25 protein-coding genes are annotated in these 24,889 nt (G+C 64.7%); 15 read left to right on the plus strand and 10 right to left on the minus strand.

Going from position 1 to position 24,889, the window contains the following annotated elements:
• Positions 1–103 precede the first annotated feature (103 nt).
• Positions 104–451 carry a VOC family protein gene (locus N5A92_RS00575; protein ID WP_260899861.1) on the plus strand — a complete coding sequence of 116 codons (348 nt, stop codon included), beginning with the start codon at positions 104–106 and terminating at the stop codon, positions 449–451.
• A 261-nt stretch (positions 452–712) separates the two neighbouring features.
• Here N5A92_RS00575 and N5A92_RS00580 read toward each other — a convergent pair whose 3' ends face one another.
• The 4 genes from N5A92_RS00580 to N5A92_RS00595 form a co-directional block, all read right to left on the minus strand.
• A complete protein-coding gene (locus N5A92_RS00580) occupies positions 713–1,123 on the minus strand; it encodes a hypothetical protein (RefSeq protein WP_260899862.1) in 411 nt (136 codons plus the stop codon).
• A 23-nt stretch (positions 1,124–1,146) separates the two neighbouring features.
• Positions 1,147–4,605, minus strand: a complete 3,459-nt coding sequence (gene smc / locus N5A92_RS00585) for a chromosome segregation protein SMC (protein ID WP_260899863.1) — start codon at positions 4,603–4,605, stop codon at positions 1,147–1,149.
• A 45-nt stretch (positions 4,606–4,650) separates the two neighbouring features.
• Positions 4,651–5,355 (minus strand): DsbA family protein, encoded by a 705-nt coding sequence (locus N5A92_RS00590; protein ID WP_260899864.1) that lies wholly within the window; start codon positions 5,353–5,355, stop codon positions 4,651–4,653.
• Positions 5,356–5,468: 113 nt separating this feature from the next.
• Positions 5,469–5,984 carry a DUF721 domain-containing protein gene (locus N5A92_RS00595; RefSeq protein WP_260899865.1) on the minus strand — a complete coding sequence of 172 codons (516 nt, stop codon included), beginning with the start codon at positions 5,982–5,984 and terminating at the stop codon, positions 5,469–5,471.
• Positions 5,985–6,044: 60 nt separating this feature from the next.
• Between N5A92_RS00595 and mutY the strand changes: the two genes are divergently transcribed.
• A complete protein-coding gene (gene mutY / locus N5A92_RS00600; RefSeq protein ID WP_313958371.1) occupies positions 6,045–7,160 on the plus strand; it encodes an A/G-specific adenine glycosylase in 1,116 nt (371 codons plus the stop codon).
• The gene (locus tag N5A92_RS00605; RefSeq protein WP_260899867.1) at positions 7,157–7,768 is read left to right on the plus strand and encodes an HAD family hydrolase; all 612 of its coding nucleotides are present in this window, start codon (positions 7,157–7,159) and stop codon (positions 7,766–7,768) included. The genes mutY and N5A92_RS00605 overlap by 4 nt, the downstream gene beginning before the upstream one ends.
• An 11-nt stretch (positions 7,769–7,779) precedes the next feature.
• Here the strand turns inward: N5A92_RS00605 and N5A92_RS00610 are convergent, their stop codons facing one another.
• Positions 7,780–8,676 carry an alpha/beta fold hydrolase gene (locus N5A92_RS00610; RefSeq protein WP_260899868.1) on the minus strand — a complete coding sequence of 299 codons (897 nt, stop codon included), beginning with the start codon at positions 8,674–8,676 and terminating at the stop codon, positions 7,780–7,782.
• A gap of 79 nt (positions 8,677–8,755) precedes the next feature.
• Positions 8,756–9,889: a site-specific DNA-methyltransferase gene (locus N5A92_RS00615; protein ID WP_260899869.1), complete on the minus strand. Its 1,134-nt coding sequence runs from the start codon at positions 9,887–9,889 to the stop codon at positions 8,756–8,758.
• 323 nt (positions 9,890–10,212) lie between these two features.
• On the opposite strand from N5A92_RS00615, the gene N5A92_RS00620 reads away from it, so the two are divergent.
• The gene (locus N5A92_RS00620; RefSeq protein ID WP_260899870.1) at positions 10,213–10,902 is read left to right on the plus strand and encodes an HAD family hydrolase; all 690 of its coding nucleotides are present in this window, start codon (positions 10,213–10,215) and stop codon (positions 10,900–10,902) included.
• Positions 10,903–10,920: 18 nt separating this feature from the next.
• Here the strand turns inward: N5A92_RS00620 and N5A92_RS00625 are convergent, their stop codons facing one another.
• Entirely contained in the window at positions 10,921–11,484 is a 564-nt protein-coding gene (locus tag N5A92_RS00625; RefSeq protein WP_260899871.1) for a hypothetical protein, read from the minus strand.
• A gap of 122 nt (positions 11,485–11,606) precedes the next feature.
• On the opposite strand from N5A92_RS00625, the gene thrC reads away from it, so the two are divergent.
• From thrC to N5A92_RS00675, 9 genes are all read left to right on the plus strand, one after another.
• A complete protein-coding gene (gene thrC / locus N5A92_RS00630; protein WP_260899872.1) occupies positions 11,607–13,004 on the plus strand; it encodes a threonine synthase in 1,398 nt (465 codons plus the stop codon).
• 14 nt (positions 13,005–13,018) lie between these two features.
• Positions 13,019–14,311, plus strand: coding sequence for a M16 family metallopeptidase (locus tag N5A92_RS00635; protein ID WP_260899873.1), 1,293 nt, complete (start codon positions 13,019–13,021; stop codon positions 14,309–14,311).
• Positions 14,312–14,325: 14 nt separating this feature from the next.
• The gene (locus tag N5A92_RS00640; RefSeq protein WP_260899874.1) at positions 14,326–14,922 is read left to right on the plus strand and encodes a GNAT family N-acetyltransferase; all 597 of its coding nucleotides are present in this window, start codon (positions 14,326–14,328) and stop codon (positions 14,920–14,922) included.
• Positions 14,923–14,976: 54 nt separating this feature from the next.
• A complete protein-coding gene (locus N5A92_RS00645; RefSeq protein ID WP_425248532.1) occupies positions 14,977–17,817 on the plus strand; it encodes an EAL domain-containing protein in 2,841 nt (946 codons plus the stop codon).
• Positions 17,818–18,057: 240 nt separating this feature from the next.
• Complete coding sequence (locus N5A92_RS00650) at positions 18,058–18,372, plus strand: ArsR/SmtB family transcription factor (RefSeq protein WP_260899876.1); 315 nt, start codon at positions 18,058–18,060, stop codon at positions 18,370–18,372.
• 2 nt (positions 18,373–18,374) lie between these two features.
• Positions 18,375–18,839 carry an SRPBCC family protein gene (locus N5A92_RS00655; protein ID WP_260899877.1) on the plus strand — a complete coding sequence of 155 codons (465 nt, stop codon included), beginning with the start codon at positions 18,375–18,377 and terminating at the stop codon, positions 18,837–18,839.
• Positions 18,840–18,883: 44 nt separating this feature from the next.
• Entirely contained in the window at positions 18,884–19,300 is a 417-nt protein-coding gene (locus N5A92_RS00660) for a GFA family protein (protein WP_260899878.1), read from the plus strand.
• A gap of 119 nt (positions 19,301–19,419) precedes the next feature.
• Positions 19,420–20,478, plus strand: a complete 1,059-nt coding sequence (locus N5A92_RS00665) for an alpha/beta fold hydrolase (RefSeq protein WP_313958372.1) — start codon at positions 19,420–19,422, stop codon at positions 20,476–20,478.
• A 160-nt stretch (positions 20,479–20,638) separates the two neighbouring features.
• Positions 20,639–20,935, plus strand: a complete 297-nt coding sequence (locus tag N5A92_RS00675) for a hypothetical protein (protein ID WP_260899879.1) — start codon at positions 20,639–20,641, stop codon at positions 20,933–20,935.
• 318 nt (positions 20,936–21,253) lie between these two features.
• Here N5A92_RS00675 and N5A92_RS00680 read toward each other — a convergent pair whose 3' ends face one another.
• The gene (locus N5A92_RS00680) at positions 21,254–21,862 is read right to left on the minus strand and encodes a YqgE/AlgH family protein (protein ID WP_260899880.1); all 609 of its coding nucleotides are present in this window, start codon (positions 21,860–21,862) and stop codon (positions 21,254–21,256) included.
• 126 nt (positions 21,863–21,988) lie between these two features.
• Between N5A92_RS00680 and N5A92_RS00685 the strand changes: the two genes are divergently transcribed.
• Positions 21,989–22,780 carry a protein-disulfide reductase DsbD domain-containing protein gene (locus N5A92_RS00685; protein WP_260899881.1) on the plus strand — a complete coding sequence of 264 codons (792 nt, stop codon included), beginning with the start codon at positions 21,989–21,991 and terminating at the stop codon, positions 22,778–22,780.
• A 123-nt stretch (positions 22,781–22,903) separates the two neighbouring features.
• Positions 22,904–23,389, plus strand: a complete 486-nt coding sequence (locus tag N5A92_RS00690) for a peroxiredoxin (protein ID WP_260899882.1) — start codon at positions 22,904–22,906, stop codon at positions 23,387–23,389.
• A 58-nt stretch (positions 23,390–23,447) separates the two neighbouring features.
• Here the strand turns inward: N5A92_RS00690 and rnhA are convergent, their stop codons facing one another.
• Positions 23,448–23,924 (minus strand): ribonuclease HI, encoded by a 477-nt coding sequence (gene rnhA, locus N5A92_RS00695; protein WP_260899883.1) that lies wholly within the window; start codon positions 23,922–23,924, stop codon positions 23,448–23,450.
• On the minus strand, positions 23,921–24,889 hold the full coding sequence (locus N5A92_RS00700; RefSeq protein ID WP_260899884.1) for a homoserine kinase: 969 nt from the start codon (positions 24,887–24,889) through the stop codon (positions 23,921–23,923). The genes rnhA and N5A92_RS00700 overlap by 4 nt, the downstream gene beginning before the upstream one ends.

Here is a 24,889-nt window from a genome sequence, read left to right on the forward strand (position 1 = left end):
GCACCTGCATCCTCATCTCAATCGATTTGGGTGACAACATGCCGCTTGACGCGGTATGCGGAATGCGGCAGGTTTAGAACATATAGAGAACATGGAGGACGTCATGCGCGAGACGGGAAAGCTCGACTATATTGAGATGCCAGCCACCGGCGGCGCGCTCGACAGCGTCAAAGCGTTTTACGCGAATGCCTTTTCCTGGACATTCACCGACTACGGCCCCAGCTACTCCGCTTTCAGCGAAGGACTCGACGGCGGCTTCTTCGGCAGTCCGCTGGAAGGCGCGGAAAAGCCCCTGCCCGTTCTTTACTCGCACGAACTGGAAGAGACGCTCAAACGCGTGGAGGAAGCAGGCGGGCGCATCGTCAAGCCGATCTTCCCGTTTCCAGGCGGAAGACGCTTCCACTTCACCGACCCCGCCGGAAACGAACTGGCGGTGTGGAGCGAAGAGTAGCAGGGATAATCCAGGTGGTTCGGCCAGACGGGAATGCCGGGCGCCCTCTCGCGCCCCCTCTGTCCTGCCGGACATCTCCCCCCCAAGGGGGAGATCAGCCGTCGCGATCGCTTTCGACAATCACCGACGTTGCAGGAAAGGTGCCGGAGCTAGCAGCGAGCGCAATCTCCCCCCTCGTGGGGGAGATGTTCGGCAGGGCAGAGGGGGGCGCGGAAGGGGAGCAGGCCTCTCCTGAACGCTACCCTCCGCACCCCAAGCACGCTATCCCTCTTTGGTCGCCGGAAGCTTCTTCAGGACCCGGCGCAGGCTGCCGGTCGCCAGGGCGACATCCGGAGCCTTCTGAAGAGCCGTCAGATAGCGCAGGCGGAATTCGGCGTTCTCTCCCTCCTTCTCGCCCAGCATGCGCGCCACCTCGTCGCGGAAGGGGATAAGGTCGCCGGCGGTGGAAAATTCGCCTTCCTGCAGCATCTCGTCCAGACGCACGATGAGTTGAGACAGCCGGCTCGTCCAGGCGAAGCGCGGGTCGTCGATCAGGGCGAAAAGCAGCGTATAGGGGTTTTGCAGGGCCTCATTGTTGCCGGCTTCGGCCAGGATGAGCGCGCGGTGGAAGGCCTTCAGCGCCGCGGAGAGTTCGCCGGCAAGGGCGGATATGGAATTGGCTCCATCTTCCACATCATTCTCCCTGCCTTGCTCCCTCAACTCGCCTCGCGCAGCTGCTCCGCCGTCTGCAGGTCGACCGAGACAAGCTGGCTCACCCCCTGCTCGGCCATGGTGACGCCGAACAGCCGGTTCATGCGCGCCATGGTGATCGGGTTATGGGTGATGATGACGAAGCGCGTGTCGGTGGAGGCCGCCATCTCGTCCATCAGATTACAGAAGCGCTCGACATTGTGGTCATCGAGCGGCGCGTCCACCTCATCGAGCACGCAGATGGGCGCGGGATTGGTCAGGAACACAGCAAAGATGAGGGCGGTCGCCGTCAGCGCCTGCTCGCCGCCGGACAGAAGCGTCATCGTCTGCGGGCGCTTGCCCGGGGGGCGGGCGAGAATTTCCAGCCCCGCCTCCAGCGGATCGTCGGATTCGATGAGCTGTAGTTCGGCCGTGCCGCCGCCGAAAAGATGGGTGAACAGCCGCTGGAAATGACTATTCACCACGTCGAAGGCAACTAGCAGGCGCTCGCGGCCCTCGCGGTTCAGGTTCTGGATGGCGTGGCGCAGCTTGTGGATAGCCTCGATGACATCCCCCCGCTCGGAGACCAGCGTGTCGAGCCGCTCGGTAAGCTCGCTCTTTTCTTCCTCGGCGCGCAGGTTTACAGCGCCCAGCCGCTCGCGCTCGATCTTCAGCCGCTCAAGGCGCCGCTCCACCTCGTCGACGTCCGGCAGCGGATCGTCGGGCGCCAGCCCGGCCTGCTGGACGACCAGATGCGGCGCCACGTTGAGCGCCTGCTGGATGCGCGCCTCAGTGTCCTGGCGCCGCTCCTCGGCTGCTGCCTGGCGCTCCTCCGCCCGGGCGCGGGCCTCGCGCGCGGCAGCCAAAGCCTGGATCGCCTCCGTCGCCCGCTTATCGAGCTCGGCCTGCTCGTTCTCGGCCTCCTGCAGCCGGTCGGCGGCGGCCTTGCGCTGCGCTTCCGCCTCGGAGATACGCGACAGCAGTTCACGCCCGCGCGCCTCGATCTCGTCCGGCGCCTCGGCCAGCTTCGCCATCTCACCCGCCGCCTCGACGCGCCGCTCGGTCAGCGAAGCGATCTGCCGGTCGGCGTTCTCCGCGCGCCCGATCCAGCTCTTGCGCTCCTCGCCGATGGCGACAAGCCGGCGCTGGCGTGCTTCCGTTTCGCGCTTCAGGCCCTCGTGCGCAGCCCGCGCCTCCGCGGCCCTGCCCCGCGCTGTCGAGACCTCCGCCGTCACGCGCTCCAGCCGGCCCTGCAGCTCCGAAATATCGGGGGCAGCGGCAAAGGCGGCCTCCGCGTCTGTCACCGCCTTCAGCGCCTCTTCGTGGTCCTCGACCAGCCGGCTGCGCGAATCCTCCAGCGCCGAACGGCGGCTCGCCAGTTCGCCGGATGCCTTCTCCGCGCCTGCCAGCGCATCGCGGGCGCTGCTGACGGCGCGGCTTGCCTCGCGCAGGCGCTCGCGCGCCTGCCGCTCACCCTCGACCGCCTGCTTCACGGCATTTTCAGCACGGGCAAGGGCCTCTTCGGCGGCGCGCGATATCTCCCGGGCGGCGACGGCTTCGCTGTCGAGCTCGGCCAGACGATTCTTCTGCGCCAGGCGCTGGGCGGCTGGCGTCGGCGCGTCGGCGCTGGCCGTATAACCGTCCCAACGCCATAGCGCGCCGTCCGCGCTCACCAGCCGCTGGCCGGTCTTCAAATGCTCCTGCAGCCGCGCTCCATCGGCCGCTTCGACAATACCGATCTGCGCAAGCCGCCGGGCTAGCTGGGCCGGCGCGGTCACCACCTCCGCCAAGGGCCGCACGCCCGCCGGCAGCGCTGGGTCGTCGCCAGCAGGCGCTACCTCGCTCCAATGGGCGGGGGCGGCCGAATCCAGCGGCACGTCCAGGTCCTCGCCAAGGGCGGCACCCAGCGCCGTCTCAAAACCGCGTTCCACCCGCACCCGCTCGAGCACGGCGGGGAAGAGATCGTTGCCACCTGCATTCAGCACCTTGGCTAGCGTGGCCGCCTCCGTCTCGATGCGCTGTAATTCGGCGCGCGCCTCGCTCACCGGCTGGCGCGCCGCATTCTCCGCAGCGCGGGCGGCGGCGACGTTTTCTTCCGCCTCGACCGCATGCTTTTCCGCCTCTTTCTGGACGGCAAGCGCACCGTCCAGTTCCAGCCGCTTCTGCGCCGGGTCCGGCAGGGTGCTGATCTCGGCGGCAATCTCTGAAAGCTGCCGGTCGGCGGTCTCCAGCTGGCGGGTCAGCCGGTCGCGGCGCTCGGCGCTGTCGCGCATGGCGCGCTCGGCCTGGCTGCGCGTTGCCGTCGCCTCGGCCTTCTCCGCCGTCAGCGCCGTCAGCTCGGCCTCGCGTTCGGCAAGCTCCGCGCTCGCCTTGTCGAGCCCCCCCCGCGTCGCGGCCTCGCGCCCCTCGGCGCCGGCCTCGGCTTCCTTCAGCCCGGCCTCTTCCGTCTCCAGCCGTTTCAGGATGTCCGCATTGTCGCGGACCATCTGCTCCTCGCGTGCGATGTCGGCGTCGAGCTGTCGCACGCGCTTCTGGAGTTCCTCCGCGCGGTCGCGTACGCGGCGGGCCTCTTCCTCGATCTGTGTGCGGGCGATGGTCAGCCGCTGCAGGGCCGCGGCGGCGGAAGCTTCCGCCTCGCGCAACTCCGGCAGGCGTTTGGCGGAGATTGCCTGCGCCTTCGCGGCCTCCATCTGCTGGTTGGCGCGCTCGGCGACCAGCGCCATCGCCTGCGAAAGCGCCGACTTCGCCTCCGCTTCCTGCGTCTTGGCCTGCGTCCAGCGCAGATGCAGGAGGATGGCCTCGGCCTTGCGCACCTCCGCAGACAGGTTCTTGAAGCGGGCAGCCTGGCGGGCCTGGCGCTTCAAGCTCTCGATCTGGATTTCCAGCTCGGTCACCACATCGTCGAGCCGCTCAAGGTTCTGTTCGGCGGCGCGCAGGCGCAACTCCGCCTCGTGACGGCGAGAATGGAGCCCGGAGATGCCGGCTGCTTCTTCCAGCAGCGCCCGGCGGGCCTGTGGCTTCGCCTGGATCAGCTCGCCGATTCGCCCCTGCCCCACCATGGATGGCGAGCGCGCGCCGGTAGACTGGTCGGCGAAGAGAAGCTGCACATCGCGGGCGCGCGCTTCCTTGCCGTTGATGCGGTAGACGGAGCCCGCCTCGCGCTCGATGCGGCGGGAGACCTGCAGTTCGTCGGCATCGTTGAAGGCTGCGGGCGCCGTGCGATCGCTGTTTTCCAGAAACAGCGTCACCTCGGCCGTGTTGCGGGCCGGTCGCGTAGCGGAGCCGGAGAAGATGACATCGTCCATCCCCGAGGCGCGCATGTTCTTGTACGAGCTTTCGCCCATCACCCAGCGCAACGCCTCGACGAGGTTCGACTTGCCGCAGCCGTTCGGGCCGACGACCCCCGTCAGCCCACGCTCGATGACGAACTCGCTGGGCTCGACGAAGGATTTGAAGCCTAGGAGGCGAAGCTTGGAGAACTTCATGCGCGCGCACCCCGGCGCGCAAGGCAGGTGCGCCCGGCAGTCCCCTTAAAGCAGGGGATCGATGATCGCCGCCATCTGCTCAATCGACATCGCTCCCGAATACTTCTTCCCGTTGATGAAGAAGGTGGGCGTCGAATCGACGCCGAATTCCTCGGCGCCGCGCGCGCGCACGGCTCTCACATCGTCCAGAAGTTTCTGGTCCGTCAAGCAAGCCTCGAAGGACTCCTGTGAAAAACCGGCAAGTTTTGCGATATTAAGCAGCGCGCTGCGCGCATCCTGCACCGGCGCCCAGTTGTTCTGCTGCTTGAACAGGACATCGATCATGGCGAAGTACTTGTTGTCTGCGCAGCGCGCCAGCATGAAGCCGGCCTCGGCACGCGGATCAAACGGGAACTCGCGCATGATAAGGCGCGCCTTCCCGGTGTCGATGTACTGCTCCTTCAGCGCCGGATAGGTGTTGACGTGGAAATTGGCGCAGTGGCCGCACGTCATCGAGGCATATTCGACGATCGTCACCGGCGCATCCTCCGCGCCCTGCGCCTTCTCCGGCAGGGCGCCGGGCTCGAGCAGCTTGTCCATGTCGACGCTGCCCGTGGATTGCGGCGCGTCCACCGCGCCGGTGGTCATGGGCGAGACGCCCTGCGCATTCGCCTCGCCCTCGCCGCTGTCGCTGCAGCCGGCCAGAAGGGCGGCAGCCGGCAGGGCAGCCAGGGAAATGAGGAAGCGCCTGCGCGCGATCGGTCCAGTCATACGAATCACCCGAGTTTGTCCAGAATCCTACCGATGGCAGAGTAAATAGCGATAGTTGGCGTGGAAATAAGGCATCTGCGGCAAAGCGCCAAACGCTAATTGCCGCAGGCTCCTCACGAATCCGCGAGCGGCTTCTTCCGCGCGGCCATCACGTTCGCCCCCAGCCGCTCCAGGCTGGCGCGCAGCCCGTCATCCTCGATGTGGACGGTCAGGCTGGCGAGCCTGCGGCGCTCCGGCTCGGAAAGCGGGCGCGGGGCCGGCCTTTTCTCGTTGCGCGGCATGGAAATCATCTTCTGCACGATCTTGATGCGGCCGATGGCGCCGAAGCCGAGAAAAGCGTTGGTGCGGCCGATGATCTCCGACGTTTCGTGCTGCACGTGAAGAGCGGCCGGTCCGCTGCAGGCGATGATCAGCGTCGCCGGCTCGAACGGGTCGTCCTCATGCGCCCGGCGCGGCCAGGCGATCTTCTCCGGCCGCGTGCGCGAGGCCAGGCGCTCGCCGACGATCTCCGGCCACGACTGCACGAGATCGATGGAAAGGCCGGCGCGGCGCCGCAACACTGGGTCGAGCAGCGCCGTCGCCAGGTCGCTGACCGGGACGGGATTGCCGCCGTTCCATTTCCCTGCCATGTGCTCATCCCTTGTTCCACGCTTCACTCTAGCGCATAACCCCGGCCGATGACACGCCCCATGACGGCAGAACGCACGAGCGCATCAGCAGGCGGCACCCCCGCCGCCCGGCTCATCACCTGGTACGACCGGCACCACCGCCGCCTCCCCTGGCGCCTTGCGCCGGAGGCGATCCGGCAGGGCCAGCGGCCGGACCCTTACGCCGTGTGGCTGTCGGAGATCATGCTGCAGCAGACGACGGTGGGCGCGGTAAAGCCCTATTTCGACGCCTTCATGGCGCGCTGGCCGACGGTCGAGGCGCTCGCCGCGGCCGAAACAGAAGACGTGATGAAGGCCTGGGCCGGGCTCGGCTACTATTCGCGTGCGCGCAACCTGAAGAAGTGCGCCGACGAGGTGGCGGCCCGTTACGGCGGCGTCTTTCCCGACACGGAAGCGGGCCTCAAGGCGCTGCCCGGCATCGGCGATTACACGGCCGCCGCCATCGCGGCCATCGCCTTCGGCCGGCCGGCGGCGGTGGTCGACGGCAATGTCGAGCGCGTGGTCTCCCGCCTCGATGCCATCGAAACGCCCCTTCCCGCGGCGAAGCCGGAAATCAGGAAGGCCGTCGCCGCCATGGTCCCCACCGACCGCCCCGGCGACTTCGCCCAGGCGATGATGGACCTCGGCGCCACCATCTGCACCCCGCGCCGGCCGTCCTGCATCCTGTGCCCGCTGATCGAGGATTGCACCGCACAGCGGCTCGGCGCGCCGGAGCGCTTCCCCTTGAAGGCCCCGAAGGCGGAAAAGCCCGTGCGGAAGGGCGCAGCCTTCGTCGCCATTCGCGAAGACGGCGCCGTACTCCTGCGCCGGCGTCCGGAGAAGGGCCTGCTCGGCGGCATGAGCGAAGTGCCGACCAGCCATTGGACGGCGCGCCTGGACGGGGCGAACGAGGCAACGGCCGCCCCCTTCCCCGCGCACTGGTCGGACAGCGGCGTGGTGACCCACGTCTTCACCCATTTCAAGCTTCGGCTCTCGGTGTTCCGCACCACCGTCGCAGACATGGCCGCCCCCTCCGGCCATTGGTGGTCGGCGCCGACGGCACTTGACGGCGAGGCCTTGCCGACGGTGATGAAAAAAGCGATCGAAGCGGCTATACCCGGCGCCACCAAGGCAAAGCGAGGAATGGCAGGAAAATGAGCGAAGTCCGCCACATCGTGTTCGATATCGGCAAGGTCCTCATCCACTACGACCCGGAAATCCCCTTCTCGCGCCTCATCCCGGATGAGGAAGAGCGGCGCTGGTTCTTCGCCAATGTCTGCACCAACGACTGGAACCTGGAGCAGGATCGCGGGCGCGGCTGGGAAGAAGCCGAAGCGGAGCTGATCGCCCTTCATCCTGACCGCGAAGAGCATATCCGCGCCTTCCGCCGCCACTGGCACGAGATGGTCTCGCATGCCTACGAAAGCTCGGTGGCGATCCTCGAAGTCCTCATCGACGACGGCCACGACGTCACCATGCTCACCAACTTCGCCGCCGACACCTTCGCCGAGGCGAAGGAGCGTTATACCTTCCTCAAGCGGCCGCGCGGGGTGACGGTGTCCGGCGAGATCAGGCTCGTAAAACCGGACCCCGCGATCTATGCGCACCACGCGGAGAGCTTCGGCCTGGAACCTTCGGCCACGCTCTTCATCGATGACAGCGAGAAGAATATCGCCGGCGCCAAGGCCGCTGGCTGGCAGGCAGTGCAGTTCGTGGATGCCGAGACCCTGCGGGAAGACCTGCGGCGTGTTGGCTTAGCGGTGTAGAGGGAACCCGCCTACGCGTGCACCCGGCCAAGAAACTCCCGGCACAATGCCACCACCTCGTCCAGATTGGTCTCCAGAAGCCAATGTCCGCCGTCGAGCAGATGTAGTTCCGTATCCGGCAAATCCCGGAGGTAGGCGCGGGCGGAAGCCTCCGGCATATAGCCGTCCTGCGGGCCCCAGACGATCAGCGTCGGCGGCCGGTGGTCGCGCAGATAGTCCTGGTAGCGCGGGAACCAGACGAGGTTTCCGTTCAACCCCTCCATCAGCCGCACCGCCACCTCCCGCCGCTTCGGCGTCATCAGCGACCAGTGCAGCTTCCAGAGATCCGGCGGGATGCGCTCGGCAAGCTCCTCGCGCACGTCGTTCAAAAACTCCTCGCGAAACCCCTCCTCGCTCACCGCCGCCTCCAGCGTCTTGCGCGCCTGCGGCGTCGGATTGGCGAAATAGGCCCTGAGCCCATCGTATTTCGGCCCCAGCACATCTTCGTAGATATCGCCGTTCTGGATGATGAGGGCAGCGATGCGCTGCGGCTCTGCGATGGCGAGCCTGAGGCCGATCTGCGAGCCGTAGTCGTGGAGATAGAGCGCGAAACGGTCGATCCCCATGACATTAACGAAACGATTCAGGAAACGCTCGTAACCATCGAAGCTGTAGTCGAAAGCCTCCGGCGTGTCGCTATAGCCATGCCCTGGGAAATCAGGCGCAATGAGCCGCCACCGGTCGGCCAGCGCCGGCATGAAGTTGCGATAGGCATGGGAGGATGAGGGGTAGCCATGCGGCAGGAGGATCGTCGGCGCATCCGCCGCCCCCGCCTCGCGGTAGAAAACATCGATCCCGTCGATATCGATGGTGTGGTGCCTGACGGCGCGCGAGGCCGCGGCACCATGTTCCGCCTTTTCCTTCGTCATCTCGTGCCTCGTCTCGGGGTGATATCCCAAGAACGATACAGCCGCCCTCCCGTTCCATGTGTTGAACGCCATGCGGGCGCTAGGCGCCCACCGCGGCAAGGCTCTGCCGCGCCACCTGGCGCAGCTCATCGATGGGCTTCAGCGCCCCTGCCTCCTCAAAGTGCCAGAAGGTCCACCCATTGCAGGCATCCAGCCCCTGCACGCGCGCGCCGAGGCGGTGGATGGAGCCGGCCTCGTGGCCGATGGCAATGGTACCGTCGGCGCGCACGCTCGCCGTCCAGCGCTTCTTGCGGTCGAAGAGCTGAGTGCCGGGCTTCACCAGTCCCGATTCGATCAGACTGACGAAGGCAACGCGCGGCTCGGCGCGCTTGCCGGTCATGAGGGTGAGGTTCTCGTCGTCCAGCGGCTCGATGGCGGCGATACGCTCCTTGGCGGCCTCTATGTAGTCCGGATCTCGCTCTATGCCGATGAAGCGGCGGCCGAGGCGTTTGGCCACCGCCCCCGTGGTGCCGGAGCCGAAGAACGGGTCGAGCACCACGTCACCGGGCTTCGAGGAGGCCAGCAGAACGCGGGCGAGCAGTGCTTCCGGCTTCTGTGTCGGGTGCATCTTGGCGCCCTCGGTATTCTTCAGCCGCTCCTTGCCCGTGCAAATGGGAAACAGCCAGTCCGAGCGCATCTGCACGTCGTCATTGGCCGCCTTCATGGACTCGTAGTTGAACGTGTAGCTCTTGGCGTCGCGGTCGCGCGAGGCCCAGATCATGGTCTCGTGTGCGTTCTGGAAGCGGCGGCCGCGGAAATTCGGCATCGGGTTGGTCTTGCGCCAGACGATGTCGTTGAGGACCCAGAAGCCCAGGTCCTGCATGATGGCGCCGACGCGGAAGATGTTGTGGTAAGAGCCGATCACCCAGATGGTGCCGTTCGGCTTCAGGACACGCCGCGCCGCCAGAAGCCAGGCGCGGGTGAAGGCGTCGTAGGCGGCGAAGCTGTCGAAATGGTCCCAGGCGTCGTCGACCGCGTCGACCAGCGACTGGTCGGGCCGATGCAGCGCCCCTTCGAGCTGCAGGTTATAGGGCGGGTCTGCGAAGACCACGTCGGCCGATTTCTCCGGCAGCCTCTCGAGCGCGGCGATGCAATCGCCCTTCAGGATCGTATCCAGCCATTCGGCCTTCAGGGGAGCCGAGGAGAGATCCTCGAGACGACGCACCGCGGACATACGCAACACCTCAACACAGACTGTTAACCTGCGGTTATGGTTACCGAAGAGGGTAAAGAATCCGTAAGGAGCAGCGAACTCTCTCGGGATGCGCGGCATCTTTTCCTGCCGTCATCTAGGAAAAACCGGTTCGTCCGGGAGCCATTCCGGAATGCAGGAGAGCCATCGAACGGATACCGACTCTCGCGCCACTCCGCTGGGATGGCGGTCACATCTTCATTAGCGGCTTTCAACATTCCCCGCCGGCGGTTGCAGGCACAGCGTGGAAGGGCTATCTGCCTGCCGTCTCGCTTAGAAAATTCCCAGCCACGAATGGATGTGCCATGCCCGCTCCTGACCTCATCATCTTCGATTGCGACGGCGTGCTGGTGGATTCGGAGATCGTGGCGGCGCGCGTCGAGGCGGAGATGCTGCGAGAGGCGGGTTATGAGATCTCCGCCGAGGAGATCGCCCAGCGTTATTCCGGCCTCACCTTCCGAGACATCCTGATGTCGATCGAAAAGGAGGCGGAGATGCTGTTTCAGGCCTCGCTCATCGACCATGCGGAAGCGCGCACGGACGAGCGCCTGCGCAGGGAGGTGAAGGCCATCAGCGGCGTCGCTCAAGCCGTGGCCGCGCTCACCGTGAAAAAGTGCATCTGCTCCAACTCCACCGGCGAGCGCATCGATGCGATGCTCAAGAAGACCGGGCTCAGTCCCCTCTTCCACGGCGTCATCTTCTCCTCGCTGGAGACACCGAGCAAGCGGCCGAAGCCGGCGCCGGACGTTTTCCTCTTTGCAGCGGAGAAGATGGAGGCGGATCCCTCCCACACCTTCGTCATCGAGGATTCCGTCCACGGTATCGCCGGCGCGAGGGCAGCCGGCATGCGCGTCATAGGCTTCACCGGCGCCTCGCACAGCCATCCCAACCATGCCGACATGCTGATGGAAGCCGGTGCGGAGACCACGATCAACCGCATGGCGGACCTGAACGGCGTCATCGCCGCGCTGTCGGAGTGGTCGGCGGACGTGTGAGGTGGCCGGTTTCACCCCCTAATTATAAGGCCCCTCGTCATAGCCGACGATGAGTTGGACCCCACGAGCCACCTGGCCGGGAACGGCGACATTGGGATCGGTGAAAAGGAACTGGGTGGCGCCCGACGTGTCCTCGACCGAGACCGCGTGCCTGAAAAGCTGGGAATAGAGCACCTCGTCCCCGCGCAGGGCGGCAACGCGGATGGGCATGGTGATCGTGCCGGTCCGGCCTTTCGGCCCCGGGACCACCTTTCCGGCAACGGCCACCGTCATGGTCACCGAGCCCTCGCTATACCGGCAGGTGCGGGTGACGTCGGCGATCGAGGCCTGGTAGATGATGCTGTCGGGATTGCCTTCCGCCCCCCGCTCATAGGTCCTGAAAGAGGCCGTGCCGTCGCGCAGGGTGACGGGTGGGCAATAGGCCCTAAGCTCGCTTGCGCGGATCGGTTCGCTCTGCGCGGCACCCCCGGCGCCGAGACCATCGGCCTCCGGTGTCGCCCCTTGCTGGCAGCTTGCGAGAAAAACCGAACCGAGGAGGATGAAAGCTGCAGCACTATGTCTTATGAACAATGGTCGCCCCATGAACTCACACTTTCCTATGACAAGGTCGCTGTTCTATACCAACCGCGCGAGAGAATATCGACCAGCAGTTTGGTGCATTTCTCCCCAACCTTTGTGGCGGCTTATAGACCGGAGCAATACAGATGAATTATGTGAGTACGCGCGGCGAGGCGCCGGTGCTGGGCTTCTCGGACGCGCTGCTTCAGGGCCTCGCCAGCGACGGCGGTCTCTACCTGCCGCGCGAGTGGCCGCGTCTTTCTCCTGAAGATATCCGCTCGCTGCGTGGCCTGCCCTACTCCGAGGCTGCCTTCGTTCTGATAAAGCCGTTCGTCAACGGCGAAATCGCCGATGCGGCGCTGAAGCGCATCATCGAGGAGAGCTACGCGACCTTCCGCCACGAGGCGGTCTGCCCGCTGGTGCAGACGGGGCCGGCGGAATTCGTGCTGGAGCTCTTCCACGGCCCGACGCTGGCCTTCAAGGACGTGGCGATGCAGCTTCTGGCGCGGCTGATGGACCATGTGCTGGCGGAACGTGGCGAGCGTGTCACCATCGCCGGCGCCACCTCGGGCGACACCGGCGGGGCGGCGATCGAAGCCTTTGCCGGGGCCGAGCGCGCCGACGTCTTCATCCTGTTCCCGCACGGCAGGGTCTCGCCCGTGCAGCAGCGGCAGATGACCACCTCGGGGGCGGCGAACGTCGAGGCGGTCGCCATCGAAGGCAATTTCGACGACTGCCAGGCCCTCGTCAAAGCCATGTTCAACGACCACGCCTTCCGCGACCGTGTGTCGCTGTCGGGCGTCAATTCCATCAACTGGGCCCGCATCATGGCCCAGATCGTCTACTACTTCACCGCCGCCGTATCGCTGGGTGCGCCAGATCGGCCAGTTTCCTTCACAGTGCCGACGGGGAATTTCGGCGACATTCTCGCAGGTTACGCGGCCAAGCTCATGGGCCTGCCCACCGGTCGGCTTATCATCGCCACCAACGAGAACGACATACTGGCACGTGCATTGGCGGGCGGCGATTACGCCACACGCTCTGTCATCCCGACGACATCGCCGTCGATGGACATCCAGATATCGTCCAATTTTGAGCGGCTTCTGTTCGAGGCCTCGGGCAGGAACGCGGCAGAGGTGCGGGGCTATATGGAAAGCCTCCGGCAGTCCGGAAGCTTCCTCATCAACGGAGGCACGTTGTCGCGCATCTGCTCCGAGTTCGCCGCCGGCCGTGCAAGCGTGGACGAGACGGCGGCGACCATCCGCGCTACACTTGAGCAGAGCGGCTATCTCGCTGATCCGCATACGGCGACGGCGCTCAAGGTGGCGCGGACCCATGCCCTTCCCGGCGAGACGGTGGTGGTCCTTTCCACCGCCCATCCGGCCAAATTTCCCGAGGCCGTCAATGAGGCATGCGGCGTCACTCCCTCTTTGCCCGCATGGCTGAAAGGGCTTATGGAGAAAGAAGAGGTCTACACGGTCCTTCCATCGGACCTGAAAATGGTGGAAGATCATATAAACCGTCACACAAGGGCGGAAGGTTAGGGAGTGAGTTCCATATGAATGTAGAGGTAAGCCGTCTGTCGAACGGCTTGACGGTGGCGACCGAGACCCTTCCGCATCTTGAATCGGTTGCGCTGGGCGTGTGGGTGAAATCCGGTTCGCGCAACGAAAGCGAGAACGAACACGGCATAGCCCACCTGCTCGAGCACATGGCCTTCAAAGGCACCGGCAAGCGCAGCGCCCTGCAGATCGCCACGGATATCGAGGACGTCGGCGGTGAGATCAACGCCGCGACAAGCGTGGAGACCACTGCCTTCTATGCCCGCGTGCTCAACGACGACCTGCCGCTGGCCATCGACATCCTCGCTGACATCCTGACGGACTCCAAGTTCGACCCGGCGGAACTGGAGCGCGAGCAGCACGTGATCCTGCAGGAGATCGGTGCCGCCCACGACACGCCCGACGATGCCGTTTTCGACCGCTTTACCGAGACCGCCTTCCGCCACCAGGCGGTTGGCCGCTCTATCCTCGGCACGCCGGACACGGTGGAATCCTTCACCTCTCCGCAGCTGCACGGTTTTCTGGAGCGCCAGTACGGGGCGGAGCGCATGGTGGTGGTGGCCGCCGGCGGTGTAAAGCACGACGACTTCGTGCGCCAGGTGGAAGAGCGGCTGGGTGCCTACCGCGAGAAGACCGAAGCCGTGGCCCCGCAATACGCCCACTATGTCGGCGGCGACTATCGCGAGCACCGCGAGTTGATGGATGCGCAGATCATCCTCGGCTTCGAGGGCCGCGCATATCACGTGCGCGACTTCTACGCCTCGCAGGTGCTTTCCATGATCCTCGGCGGCGGCATGTCCTCACGGCTGTTCCAGGAGGTTCGGGAGCAGCGGGGGCTGTGCTACTCCGTCTACGCCTTCCACTGGGGCTTCTCCGACACCGGCATCTTCGGCGTGCACGCAGCGACCGGGCGCAGCGACATCGAGGAACTTATTCCGGTGATCCTGGGCGAACTGCAGAAGGCGGGCGAACGCATCGATCAGGCAGAGCTCGACCGGGCGCGGGCGCAGTACCGTGCCGGCCTGATGATGTCGCGCGAAAGTCCCGCCAGCCGCGCCTCGCAGATCGCGCGGCAGCTTCTGCTCTATGGCCGGCCGATCAGCATGGAGGAGTTGATGGACCGCCTCTCCGGCCTCACCGTCGAGCGCCTGGCCGACCTTTCGGCGCGTCTGTTCTCCTCCAAGCCGACTGTCACGGCCATCGGTCCTGTCGGCGCACTGGCGCCGTTCGGATCGATCCAAGATACGCTCAACGCGCCGCGTCCGATGCTGCGGAAGCTGGCTGTCTAAGCGCTTGAAGGGCCATGTTCCAGACGCCCTTCTTCCGCCGCGACCTTCCGGCGCTCGAGGGCGAGAACGTGCGTCTACGCATGCCCGTCTCGCAAGACTACGCCGAATGGGCGGCGCTGCGCGAGGAAAGCCGCGCTTTTCTGGAGCCCTGGGAGCCGCAATGGGCGCTTGACGAACTGTCGCGTCGTGCCTTCCGCCAGCGGCTGAGGCGCTATCACGACGAATACGACCAAGGCACCGGTATCTCCTTCTTTCTCTTCGAGCGTGCCGGTGGCCGCCTAGCGGGCGGCATCTCGCTTAGCAACATCCGCCGCGGCGTCGCCCAGTCGGCGCATGTCGGCTACTGGATGGGCGAGCGCTTCGCCGGCCGCGGCATGATGCTCGAGGCGCTTAACCTGGTAATCCCCTTCACATTCGGGACACTGAGCTTGCACCGCCTGGAGGCCGCCTGTATTCCCAAAAACACGCGTTCCATACGGTTACTTGAAAAAGCCGGATTTCAGCGCGAAGGGCTTCTCAGATCCTACCTGCGGATCAACGGTACCTGGCAGGACCATTATCTCTATGCCCTCATCGCGGGCGAACATCGGGGCAAATCGAGGCGAGGCTGATACTTGTTGCGTTCCTTACCAGCCGCAAAACATGTCGTTGCCCTTCTTGCGGCGCTGTTCCTTGCCTTGGCCACCGCACCGGCTTCGGCCATCGAGCCGATCAAGATCTCGCCCGATGACGTGGCGCTCGATTTATCGCGTGCCGTCGAGATCTACCGCGACCAGGGTGAGAACTTCCAGGTCTCCACCGCGCCGGGGGCCGACGGCATCGTGCGGCGCATCGAGGTGGAGGCGCAGGACGAGCGCTCGACCGGCGACTGGGCCGTCTTCGCGCTCGCCAACACCACCGACGAGCAGCTCGACCGGTTGATCGTGGCACCGCATTTCCGCCTCGTCGATTCGGGCCTCATCTGGCCCGACCTCGGCTCTCGGCGCATCGCGGCGATCACCCCCAGCGAGGGCTTCGCGCTCGACCGGCAGGACAGCGGCGATGCCGACGAGTTCCTGGTTACGCTCAACCCCGGCACCGTCGTCACCTTCGTCGCCGAACTGTCCTCGCGCAACCTGCCGCAGGTCTATCTGTGGGACCCGGCCGCCTATAAGGAGACGGTCAACTCCTACACCCTCTTCCGCGGCATCGTCATCGGCATCGCCGGCCTCCTGGCGCTGTTCCTGACCATCCTGTTCGTCGTCAAGGGCACCTCCATGTTTCCGGCCACGGCAGCGCTGGCATGGGCGACGCTCGCCTATATCTCCATCGATTTCGGCTTTCTGACGCGCCTCGTCGATATCTCGCCCGGCAGCGAGCAGCTGTGGCGCGCCGGCAGTGAGATCGCCCTTGCCGCCACGCTCGTCGTCTTCCTGTTCGCCTATCTCAACCTCAACCGCTGGCACGAGCGTTTCAGCTACGGCATGCTGGCCTGGATCCTGGGCCTCGTCATCATCGCCGGTGTCGCCTGGATCGACCCGGCCATGGCCGCCGGCATCGCCCGCATCTCCTTTGCCGCGACCGCTGTCGTTGGGCTCGGCCTCATCGTCTATCTCGGGTTCCAGGGCTACGACCGCGCCATCATGCTGGTGCCGAGCTGGCTGATGGTACTGGTGTGGCTCGCCGGGGCCTGGATGGCGGTGACGGGCAAGCTCGACAACGACATCGCCCAGCCGGCGATCGGCGGCGGGCTCATCCTCATCGTGCTCCTGATCGGCTTTACCGTGATGCAGCACGCCTTTGCCGGCGGCGCCCTGTTCCAGGGCCTGTTCTCCGACATGGAGCGTCAGGCGCTCGCCATCACCGGCTCCGGCGACATCGTCTGGGACTGGGACGTCCTGCGCGACCGCGTGGTGACCAAGCCCGACATCAGCCGCCAGCTCGGCCTGCCTGAGGCGAGCCTCAACGGCCCGGCGCGCAGCTGGCTGCCGCTTCTCCATGCGGACGACCGCGACACCTTCCGCACGACGATGGATGTGGTGCTCGAAAACCGTCGCGGCCGCATCGCCCAGAGCTTCCGTCTGCGCGGAGCGGACGGGCACTATCACTGGTTCACCCTGCGCGCACGGCCCGTCATCGGCTCGGACGGCGAGGTCATCCGCTGCGTCGGCACCATGGTCGACGTGACGGAGCAGAAGAAGGCCGAGGAGCGGCTCCTGCACGACGCCGTGCACGACAACCTGACCGGCCTGCCCAACCGCGAGCTCTTCCTCAACCGGCTGGACGCGACCATCGCCATGGCCGGCGCCGAGCACAACATCCGCCCGACCGTCTTCGTCATCGACATCGACCGCTTCAAGCAGGTCAACGACGAGCTCGGCATCTCCGCCGGCGACACCATCCTCCTGACCATCGCCCGGCGCCTGCACCGGCTCCTGAAGCCGGGCGACGCGCTCTCGAGGGTCGCCGGCGACCAGTTCGCCATGATGCTCCTGTCCGAGCAGGAGCCGGCGCGCATCGCCTCGGTCGCCGATGCGGTGCGCCAGGCGATCCGCGCCCCCGTCACCTTCGCCCGGCGCGAGATCGTGCTCACCCCCTCCATCGGCCTCGTCTCCTGGACCTCGGCGCAAAACGCGGCGGAGGAGATGCTGAAGGACGCGGAACTCGCCATGTACCAGGCCAAGCGCTTCGGCGGCGACCGCATCGAACCGTTCCGCCCCGCCTTCCGCTCCATCGGCACAGACCGGCTGCAGATGGAATCGGACCTGCGCCGCGCCGTCGAACGCAAGGAACTGAGCCTCGTCTACCAGCCCATCGTACGGCTGGAGGACGGCAGCATCGCCGGCTTCGAGGCGCTTCTGCGCTGGGAGCACCCTCGCCGCGGCGCCATCCCCCCGGCCGACTTCATCCCCATCGCCGAAAGCTCAGAGCTCATCGTGCCGCTCGGCCTGTTCGCCATGCAACAAGCGGCCGAGGATCTCTACGCTTGGCAGAAGCAGCTCGGCGATCTGCCGCTGTTCATGTCCGTCAACCTGTCGAGCCGCCAGCTCATCCGCCGCGACCTAGTCGGCGACGTGCGCTCCGTCATCGCCCGTTCAAACATCAAGCCGCGCTGCTTTCGCCTGGAGCTGACGGAATCGCTCGTCATGGACAATCCCGAGCAGTCCGCCCACGTTCTCGGCAAACTGAAGAAACTCGGCATTGGTCTGTCGCTCGACGACTTCGGCACTGGCTACTCCTCCCTCGCCTACCTCACGCGCTTCCCCTTCGACACGATCAAGATCGACAAGAGCTTCGTCGATGATACGAGCTCCAAGGGCAACGTTCTCCTCAAATCCATGGTCACCATGGCGCACGAGCTCGGCCTCTCCGTCGTCGCCGAGGGCGTTTCGGAAAAGCGCGACCTGAAGGCGCTGCGCCAGGTCGGCTGCGAATACGCCCAAAGCTTCCACTTCGGCGCCCCCGCGGACGCGGAGACGAGCCTCAGACTGTTGACGGAACAGTATCCGGGGCCGGTGGCGAGCTGAGGTGGCTGGTGGGTAAGCCGGGATTGCCGGTTTCGACCCGAAGCAGTCGGCGGCGGCAAACGCGGGGAAGGACGCGATTGGGCCCAGGTCGGCCCTTCCAGCCATAATTCAGCAGCGGCAACTTTGGCCGCACATACCTACCGGGTACAGTCTGGTCGCCATTACATATGCAGGTAAATACCTGCACTTGACATGCAGGTAAATGCTTGCATATTGTGTTCCCACATTCGAGCGAAACCGATGGACGACGACAAAGTATTCAGGGCGCTGGGCGACCCGACCCGCAGAAAACTGCTGGACCTTCTTTGTGAGAAGAACGGACAGACGCTTGGCCAGCTTTGCGAGAACCTCGACATGGCTCGGCAATCCGCCACGCAGCACCTCGGGATATTGGAAGAGGCCAATCTGGTGAGCACCGTCAGACGGGGCCGAGAAAAGCTGCATTTCATCAACCCCGTGCCGCTCCATGAGGTCTATGAACGGTGGGTGCGGAAGTTCGAACGTCAGCGGCTCAACCTGCTGCACGATCTGAAGAAGGAACTCGAAGGAGAGTAATAATGACCAGAGAGACAGCCAGCTTCGTATATGTGACCTATATCGCCTCGACGCCCGAGAAGGTGTTCGCAGCCATCAGCAAGCCAGAGATCACACGGCGTTACTGGGGCCATGAGAATGTTTCCGACTGGAAGCCCGGATCGAAATGGGAGCATATCCGCGCCAATGATGAACGGACCGTCAATATTGTCGGCAAGGTTATCGAGGTCTCGCCGCCGAGCCGTCTGGTCATATCCTGGGCGAGTCCGTCGCAGGCTGACAATCAGGAAAGCTATAGCCGGGTGACATTCGAGATCGAGGAATACGAAGATATGGTCCGGCTGACGGTTGCGCATGACGAGCTCGAAGCGGGCAGCGATATGGCGACGGGTATCAGCAAAGGCTGGCCCGTCGTCCTCTCCAGCCTGAAATCCTTCCTGGAAACCGGCCGCGGGCTCGACGTCTTCGCCAAGCCGAAAACCGCCTGATCAAGTACGGCGTCAAATCCAGAATATTCAGAGGAATCACAATTATGGCCAAGTCCTATACAGGCGGATGCGCGTGTGGCGCGATCCGTTATGAAACGAGCAGTGAACCCATTTTCGAGAACCACTGCCAGTGCAGAGATTGCCAGCAGCGAAGCGGTACCGGGCACGGGTCTTATCTGACCTTCCCGCAGCGGGCCGACGTAAGAATTACCGGCGAAGCGTCACAATGGAGCGTGACCGCGGATAGCGGGAACGAAAAGGTCCATGCCTTCTGCCCGACTTGCGGAACGCCGGTCTACCTGACGTTCGTCGCAATGCCGGACCTGATAGCGATCCACGCGGCCAGTCTTGATGACCCAGGCCAATTCGAGCCGCAAGCGCTTACATACAGCATCCGCGGCCATGCCTGGGACCCGATTGATCCTTCGTTGCAGAAATTCGAGCGGATGGTGCCCGGCTGAATTCCGCCGGACGCATGCGAAACTGCCGACAATGTCAGTGGGTCCGCCCGAGACAAATATCTTGTCACAAATGCTTACGAGAGTAGACTTCCTGAATTGTCGCCTTCCCGGTGGGGATCATGGCACGGCAGCAGGTTCGGTTCTGCAAGAGCTTCGATGGCGCGAAGATCGCTTATGCGATCTCCGGAAGCGGGCCACCTGTCGTGATGATGCTGAGTTGGCTGACACATCTGGAATATCAATGGCGCAGCGTCGCCTGGCAGCCCTGGCTCGAGGCGCTGTCCGCCCGTTACGCGCTAATTCGCTATGATCCGCGCGGATGCGGCCTGTCCGACAGGAACGTCGACGATCTCTCCTTCGAATCCTGGGTTCTGGATTTCGGCGCGCTTGTCGACGCGCTCAGCCTTGATCGCTTCTCCCTGGTAGGCATCTGCCAGGGCGGCGCGGTGGCAATCGCCTATGCGGGAAGGGAGCCTGACCGCATCAGCCACCTCGTCCTGTACGGCACATATGCCCGGGGCAGGAACCGGCGTTCCACCATCCCGCTAGAACCGGAGAAGGCGAAGGTGATGCTGGAGATGTTGAGGCTCGGCTGGGGTCAGGAAGACCACGCTTTCATGCGCTCCTTCGCAACCCAGTTCCAGCCCGAAGGCTCTATGGAGCATCTTCGCTCGTGGTGCGAGTTGCAGAACGCCGCCGCCTCCGCAGACAACGCGGTGGAATTGACGCGCGTCATGTTCGACGTCGACGTCCAACAGGAGGCAGCACGTATCACCTGCCCCACGCTGGTAGCGCATCCCGACCTCGATGCCGTCGCTCCATTCGAGGAGGGTCGGCTGCTGGCGCAAATTATCCCCAACGCCCGGTTCCTGCAGCTCAGCAGCCCGAACCACTTCATGCTGCGCGATGAGCCGGCATGGAAGACCTTCGTCGAGGAGCTCCATGCCTTCCTCCCCAGGCCCTCGGCCAAAGCCGGTCCCTTCGCAGAGCTGACGGCGCGCGAGGAGGAAGTGCTCCATTACCTCGCGCGCGGCCTGGACAACCACCAGATCGCGGCGCAACTCGATATCAGCGAAAAGACGGTGCGTAATCACGTGTCCGGCATATTCGCCAAGCTGGGCGTCGAGACCCGAGCCCGGGCCGTCGCGGCCGCAAGGGATGCCGGCTACGGCAGTTGATAGGGCCTCGCCGTGGTGGGACCTGGGTCCCGGCAAAAGCGACATCATTCGCATGAGACGCCGGCTTGCCGGGACAGCCGGCTCATGCGTGCATCCACAGCATCGCTAAACTTCCCTGAGTCAAGCCGCAGATCGCCTGCGCCGCTCCAAGGAGGCATCGATGAGCCAAGCCACCCTGCATGCCCGCCTGAGGGTCTGTATCGCCCTGATCGTACTCATTCCAGCGACAGCGGTCCGCTCCCAATCATCCGAAGCTCCGCTTGAGGAGATTCCAGTAGGTGATCTGAAGCAGATCTATCTCTACTGCGAAGACGCAGCCATAGAGGGCGATCTCGATACCAGCGAAATCATGAAGTGCTCGACCGTGTACGAAGACCTGAAGCGGCGTGCCTTCGGTGGCGACTTTAAGCTGTTGAAGGCCTGGGCGGATACTCAGGCAGTAGTAGAAGGATATTGAGGCTGTCCCAGCGGCGTACGATTGCTTCGCTCCCTGACGCGCGGTTGGAAGAGCTGGGCAGCCTTTCCGACTAAGGGCGCAACTACCGGACAAGCCGGCGCCGTTCCCCCCCACTCCGCCTCGCTTCGCGCGCCTTAAAATGAATAGAGTGACTCGGACAACGCGCCCCGCTTCCCAACCAATCAAAAGCCATACGGCGACAGCCGGGCGTGGCGGCGATGGCATGCGTCCTTGTTCACAACTCGAGAGGCGAGAAAGATAGTCGATCCGCTTCCACCCGAACTGACGCAAACGTCCGATCAACCGGACCGCGCCCCCTCAGGCATGCCCCGCGGTCTGGCTCAGATGCGCGAGATCGACGCCGATGGAGGCGAGGATGCGATCGTAGAGGGAATCGATGTCGCCCTCGAACAGGAGATCCGGCGAGGCCGGGCAGGCGAGCCAGCCGTTTTCGGCAATCTCCATCTCCAGCTGTCCGGCGCCCCAGCCCGAATAGCCGAGCGCCATCAGCGCGTGGCGCGGGCCCTTGCCGGTGGAGATGGCGCGCAGGATGTCCATGGTCGCCGTCAGGCACACCTGCTCGGAGACGGGCATCGAGGAATCCACCATATAGTCGCCCGTGTGCAGCACGAAGCCGCGGCTGCGGTCGACGGGGCCGCCGCTGCGCACCGGCATCTCGCGGGCGCGGGCGGGAAGGCGGATCGACTGACTGCGGTCGAGGATGCCGAGCTCGACCAGAACGTCGGTAAAGCCGAGCTGCTGGGTGCGGTTGATGATGAGGCCCATGGCCCCATCCTCGCTGTGCGCGCACAGATAGATGACGGAGCGCGTAAACCTCTCGTCGCGCATGCCCGGCATGGCGATCAGGAAGTGGTTCTGCAGCGTGCCCTCGGGGCTCGCCCTATTGGCGCCTATCTCCCATTCCATGGCATAAGCCTACTGCTTTTTGACCCAGCTTGAAAGACGCCATCCGTGCCTGCCTCACGCGAAAATGAAGATCGGCGTTGCAGCGAACGCATTGCGCGGAGATGGTGTTCCCGGCAATGTCCGCCGATGCTTTACACGCTCACGATCCCGGCGTTCGCCCTCGCGCTTGCCGTGCCCGCGGCAGCAAGCTCCAGCCAATGGTTTGAAAGCGACGGCGGTGCCGTCCGTCTCGTCACCTCCGGTCTGGCGGACGAGGAGGGTCGCCTGCGCGGGGCGCTGGAAATCAGGCTGGAGCCCGGCTGGAAGACCTATTGGCGCGACCCCGGCGAGGCTGGCGTGCCGCCGCAGATCGAGCTTTCGACATCTTCCGACCTCAGGCACGCGGAAATTCTCTTCCCGCCGCCCAAGCGCATCACCGACGCTTACGCCACTTGGGCGGGTTACCCGCAAAGCGTTGCGCTGCCGGTCGTCTTTCAACCCGCCACGCCAGGCACCGCCGGCATAATCGAGGGCAGCGTATTCCTCGGCATTTGCGAGACGATCTGCATTCCCTTCCAGGCTTCCTTCTCCTTCGACGCCGGCGCTGACCCGGACAACGCCGCCGACGGATTGGTGGTGACAGCCGCCTTCGCCGCCCTGCCCGATGATGCCGGTCCCGGTTTCCAGATCACCGGCATCGCGCGCCAGGAAGGCCGCTTGCTCATTGACGCCGACCTGCCGGAGAATGCGGGCGAGCCGGTACTCTTCCTCGCCGCACCGGAAGGAGTGCGTCTGGGAACACCGGCACTCGAAGAGCGCCAGAACGGCTCCGCCACTTTCTCTGCAGAGATTCTCGATGCCCCCGATGAGGCGGTGGAACTTCCCTATACGCTAGTGCTCGGCGGGAAAGCCGTCAGCGGCACGGTCCTGATCCCATAGCGGGCGGTTCGCGCAATACTCATTCCCTACTGGCCGCGCTGCCGCTTGCGCCTTAGATTTCAGGCACGCCACCATCCTCCCTCGGCGGCAGACCCAATCCAACACCACTCAGGAGACCTTTAAATGACGATTTCCATCGGCGACCGGCTACCCGAGGTGATGCTCAAGAAAGCCTCCCCGGAGGGCGCGGAGGATATCCGCACCGTCGATTTCTTCGCCGGCCGCAAGGTGGTGATGATCGGCGTGCCCGGCGCCTTCACGCCCACCTGCAGCAACGATCACGTGCCGGGTTTCGCGGAAAACTACGACGCCATCCGCGCCCGCGGCGTTGACGCCATTGCCGTTCTGGCAGTCAACGACCACCACGTCATGGGCGCCTGGGCACGATTTACCGGCGCCGAGAATAAGCTCGTCTTCCTAGCCGACGGAAACGGCGTCTTCACCCGTGCGCTGGGCCTCGAAACCGATATGTCGGAGAGAGGTCTCGGCGCGCGCTGCCGGCGCTTTTCCATGGTGGTGGAGGACGGCATCGTCAAGGAACTCAACATAGAAGAGGCACGAGGTCAGGCGATCACCAGCGGTGCGGCGCGTATTCTGGAACAGCTTTAGGCGTTGGAACAATTCCAGGAAAAGTGGAAACCGGTTTTCCGTCCGGAATTGCGGCCGATCAAGACGGCGTAGCCCGCGCGCCGGGCCTGGCGGAGCGCCTTTTCTTGAAGGGCGCCATGCCGGCGCGGGCGAGCGCATCGGCGCGCTCGTTTTCCGGATGCCCGGCATGGCCCTTGACCCAGTGCCAGCGCACCTTATGGCGATGGCGTGCTTCATCGAGGGCCTGCCACAGCTCGGCATTCTTCACCGGCTTCTTTGCCGCCGTCTTCCAGCCGTTCCGCTTCCAGCCCTCGATCCAGCCGGAGATGCCGTCGCGCACGTAATTGCTGTCGGTATAGAGCTCCACCTCGCATGGCTCTTTGAGGGCATTGAGCGCCTCCGTCGCTGCCTTGAGCTCCATGCGGTTGTTTGTGGTCTGCGCCTCCCCCCCGGAAAGCTCCTTCTCCACATCGTTGTAGCGCAGCACCGCACCCCAGCCGCCTGGGCCCGGATTGCCCGAGCAAGCGCCGTCGGTGAAAATCTCGATCTTCTTCACGCGATGTCGATTCCATATTCGGTAGGCGCAGCAACCTGCCTGTGGAAGCGCAGGCGGCGGACGTATTCCATGGGATCGCGCTTGTTGACCAAGGCACCGTCTGGGATGGTCAGCCAGTCGTGCAGGCGCGTCAGCATGAAGCGAAGTGCGGAGCCGCGCGCCAGAAGCGGCAGCGCCTCCGCCTCGGAAGGCTCCAGCGGCCGCACACTCTGATACCCGGCGAGAAGCGCCGCGCCCTTGGTGAGATTGTAGGAGGTGTCCTTCTCGAAGCACCAGGCGTTGAGGCAGGTGGCAATGTCGTAGGCCAGAAGGTCGTTACAGGCGAAGTAGAAGTCGATGATGCCGGAGACCTTGCCGCCGAGAAAGAATACGTTGTCGGGAAAGAGGTCGGCATGGATGATGCCTGACGGCAAGTCCGTTGGCCAGTAGCGGGTGATCTCGGCGAACTCCGCCTCCACCTCGCGCTCAAGCCCCGGCTCCACCTCGTCGGCGCGTCCCTTGGCGCCTTCCCACAGGTGCATCCAGCCCCCAGGCGACAATGCATTCTTGCGTGTCAGGGGGAAATCGGCCGCCGCCTGATGCAGGCCTGCCAGCGCTTTGCCCACCTCACGGCAATGCTGCGGCGTGGGCCGGCGCATCCACATGCCTTCCAGGAAGGTGATGAGAGCGGCAGGTCGGCCGGCAAGCTCCCCGATCGTCTGCCCGTCGCGCCGATGGACAGGCAAAGGACAGGTGACGCCCTTGCGTGCCAGATGCTCCATCAAGCCCAGGAAGAAGGGCAGATCCGCTTTGTCGACCCGGCGTTCGTAGAGGGTGAGGATAAAGGCCCCTCCGAAGGTGTGCAGGAGGTAGTTCGAGTTCTCCGTGCCCTCGGCGATGCCCTTGTAGGAAAGCAACTCCCCCACCGGGTATTCGCCCAGGAACGCTCCAAGCTCTTCCTCCGAGATGTCGGTGTAGACGGCCAT

Source organism: Chelativorans salis (genome assembly GCF_025336525.1).
Lineage (GTDB): Bacteria > Pseudomonadota > Alphaproteobacteria > Rhizobiales > Rhizobiaceae > Chelativorans > Chelativorans salis.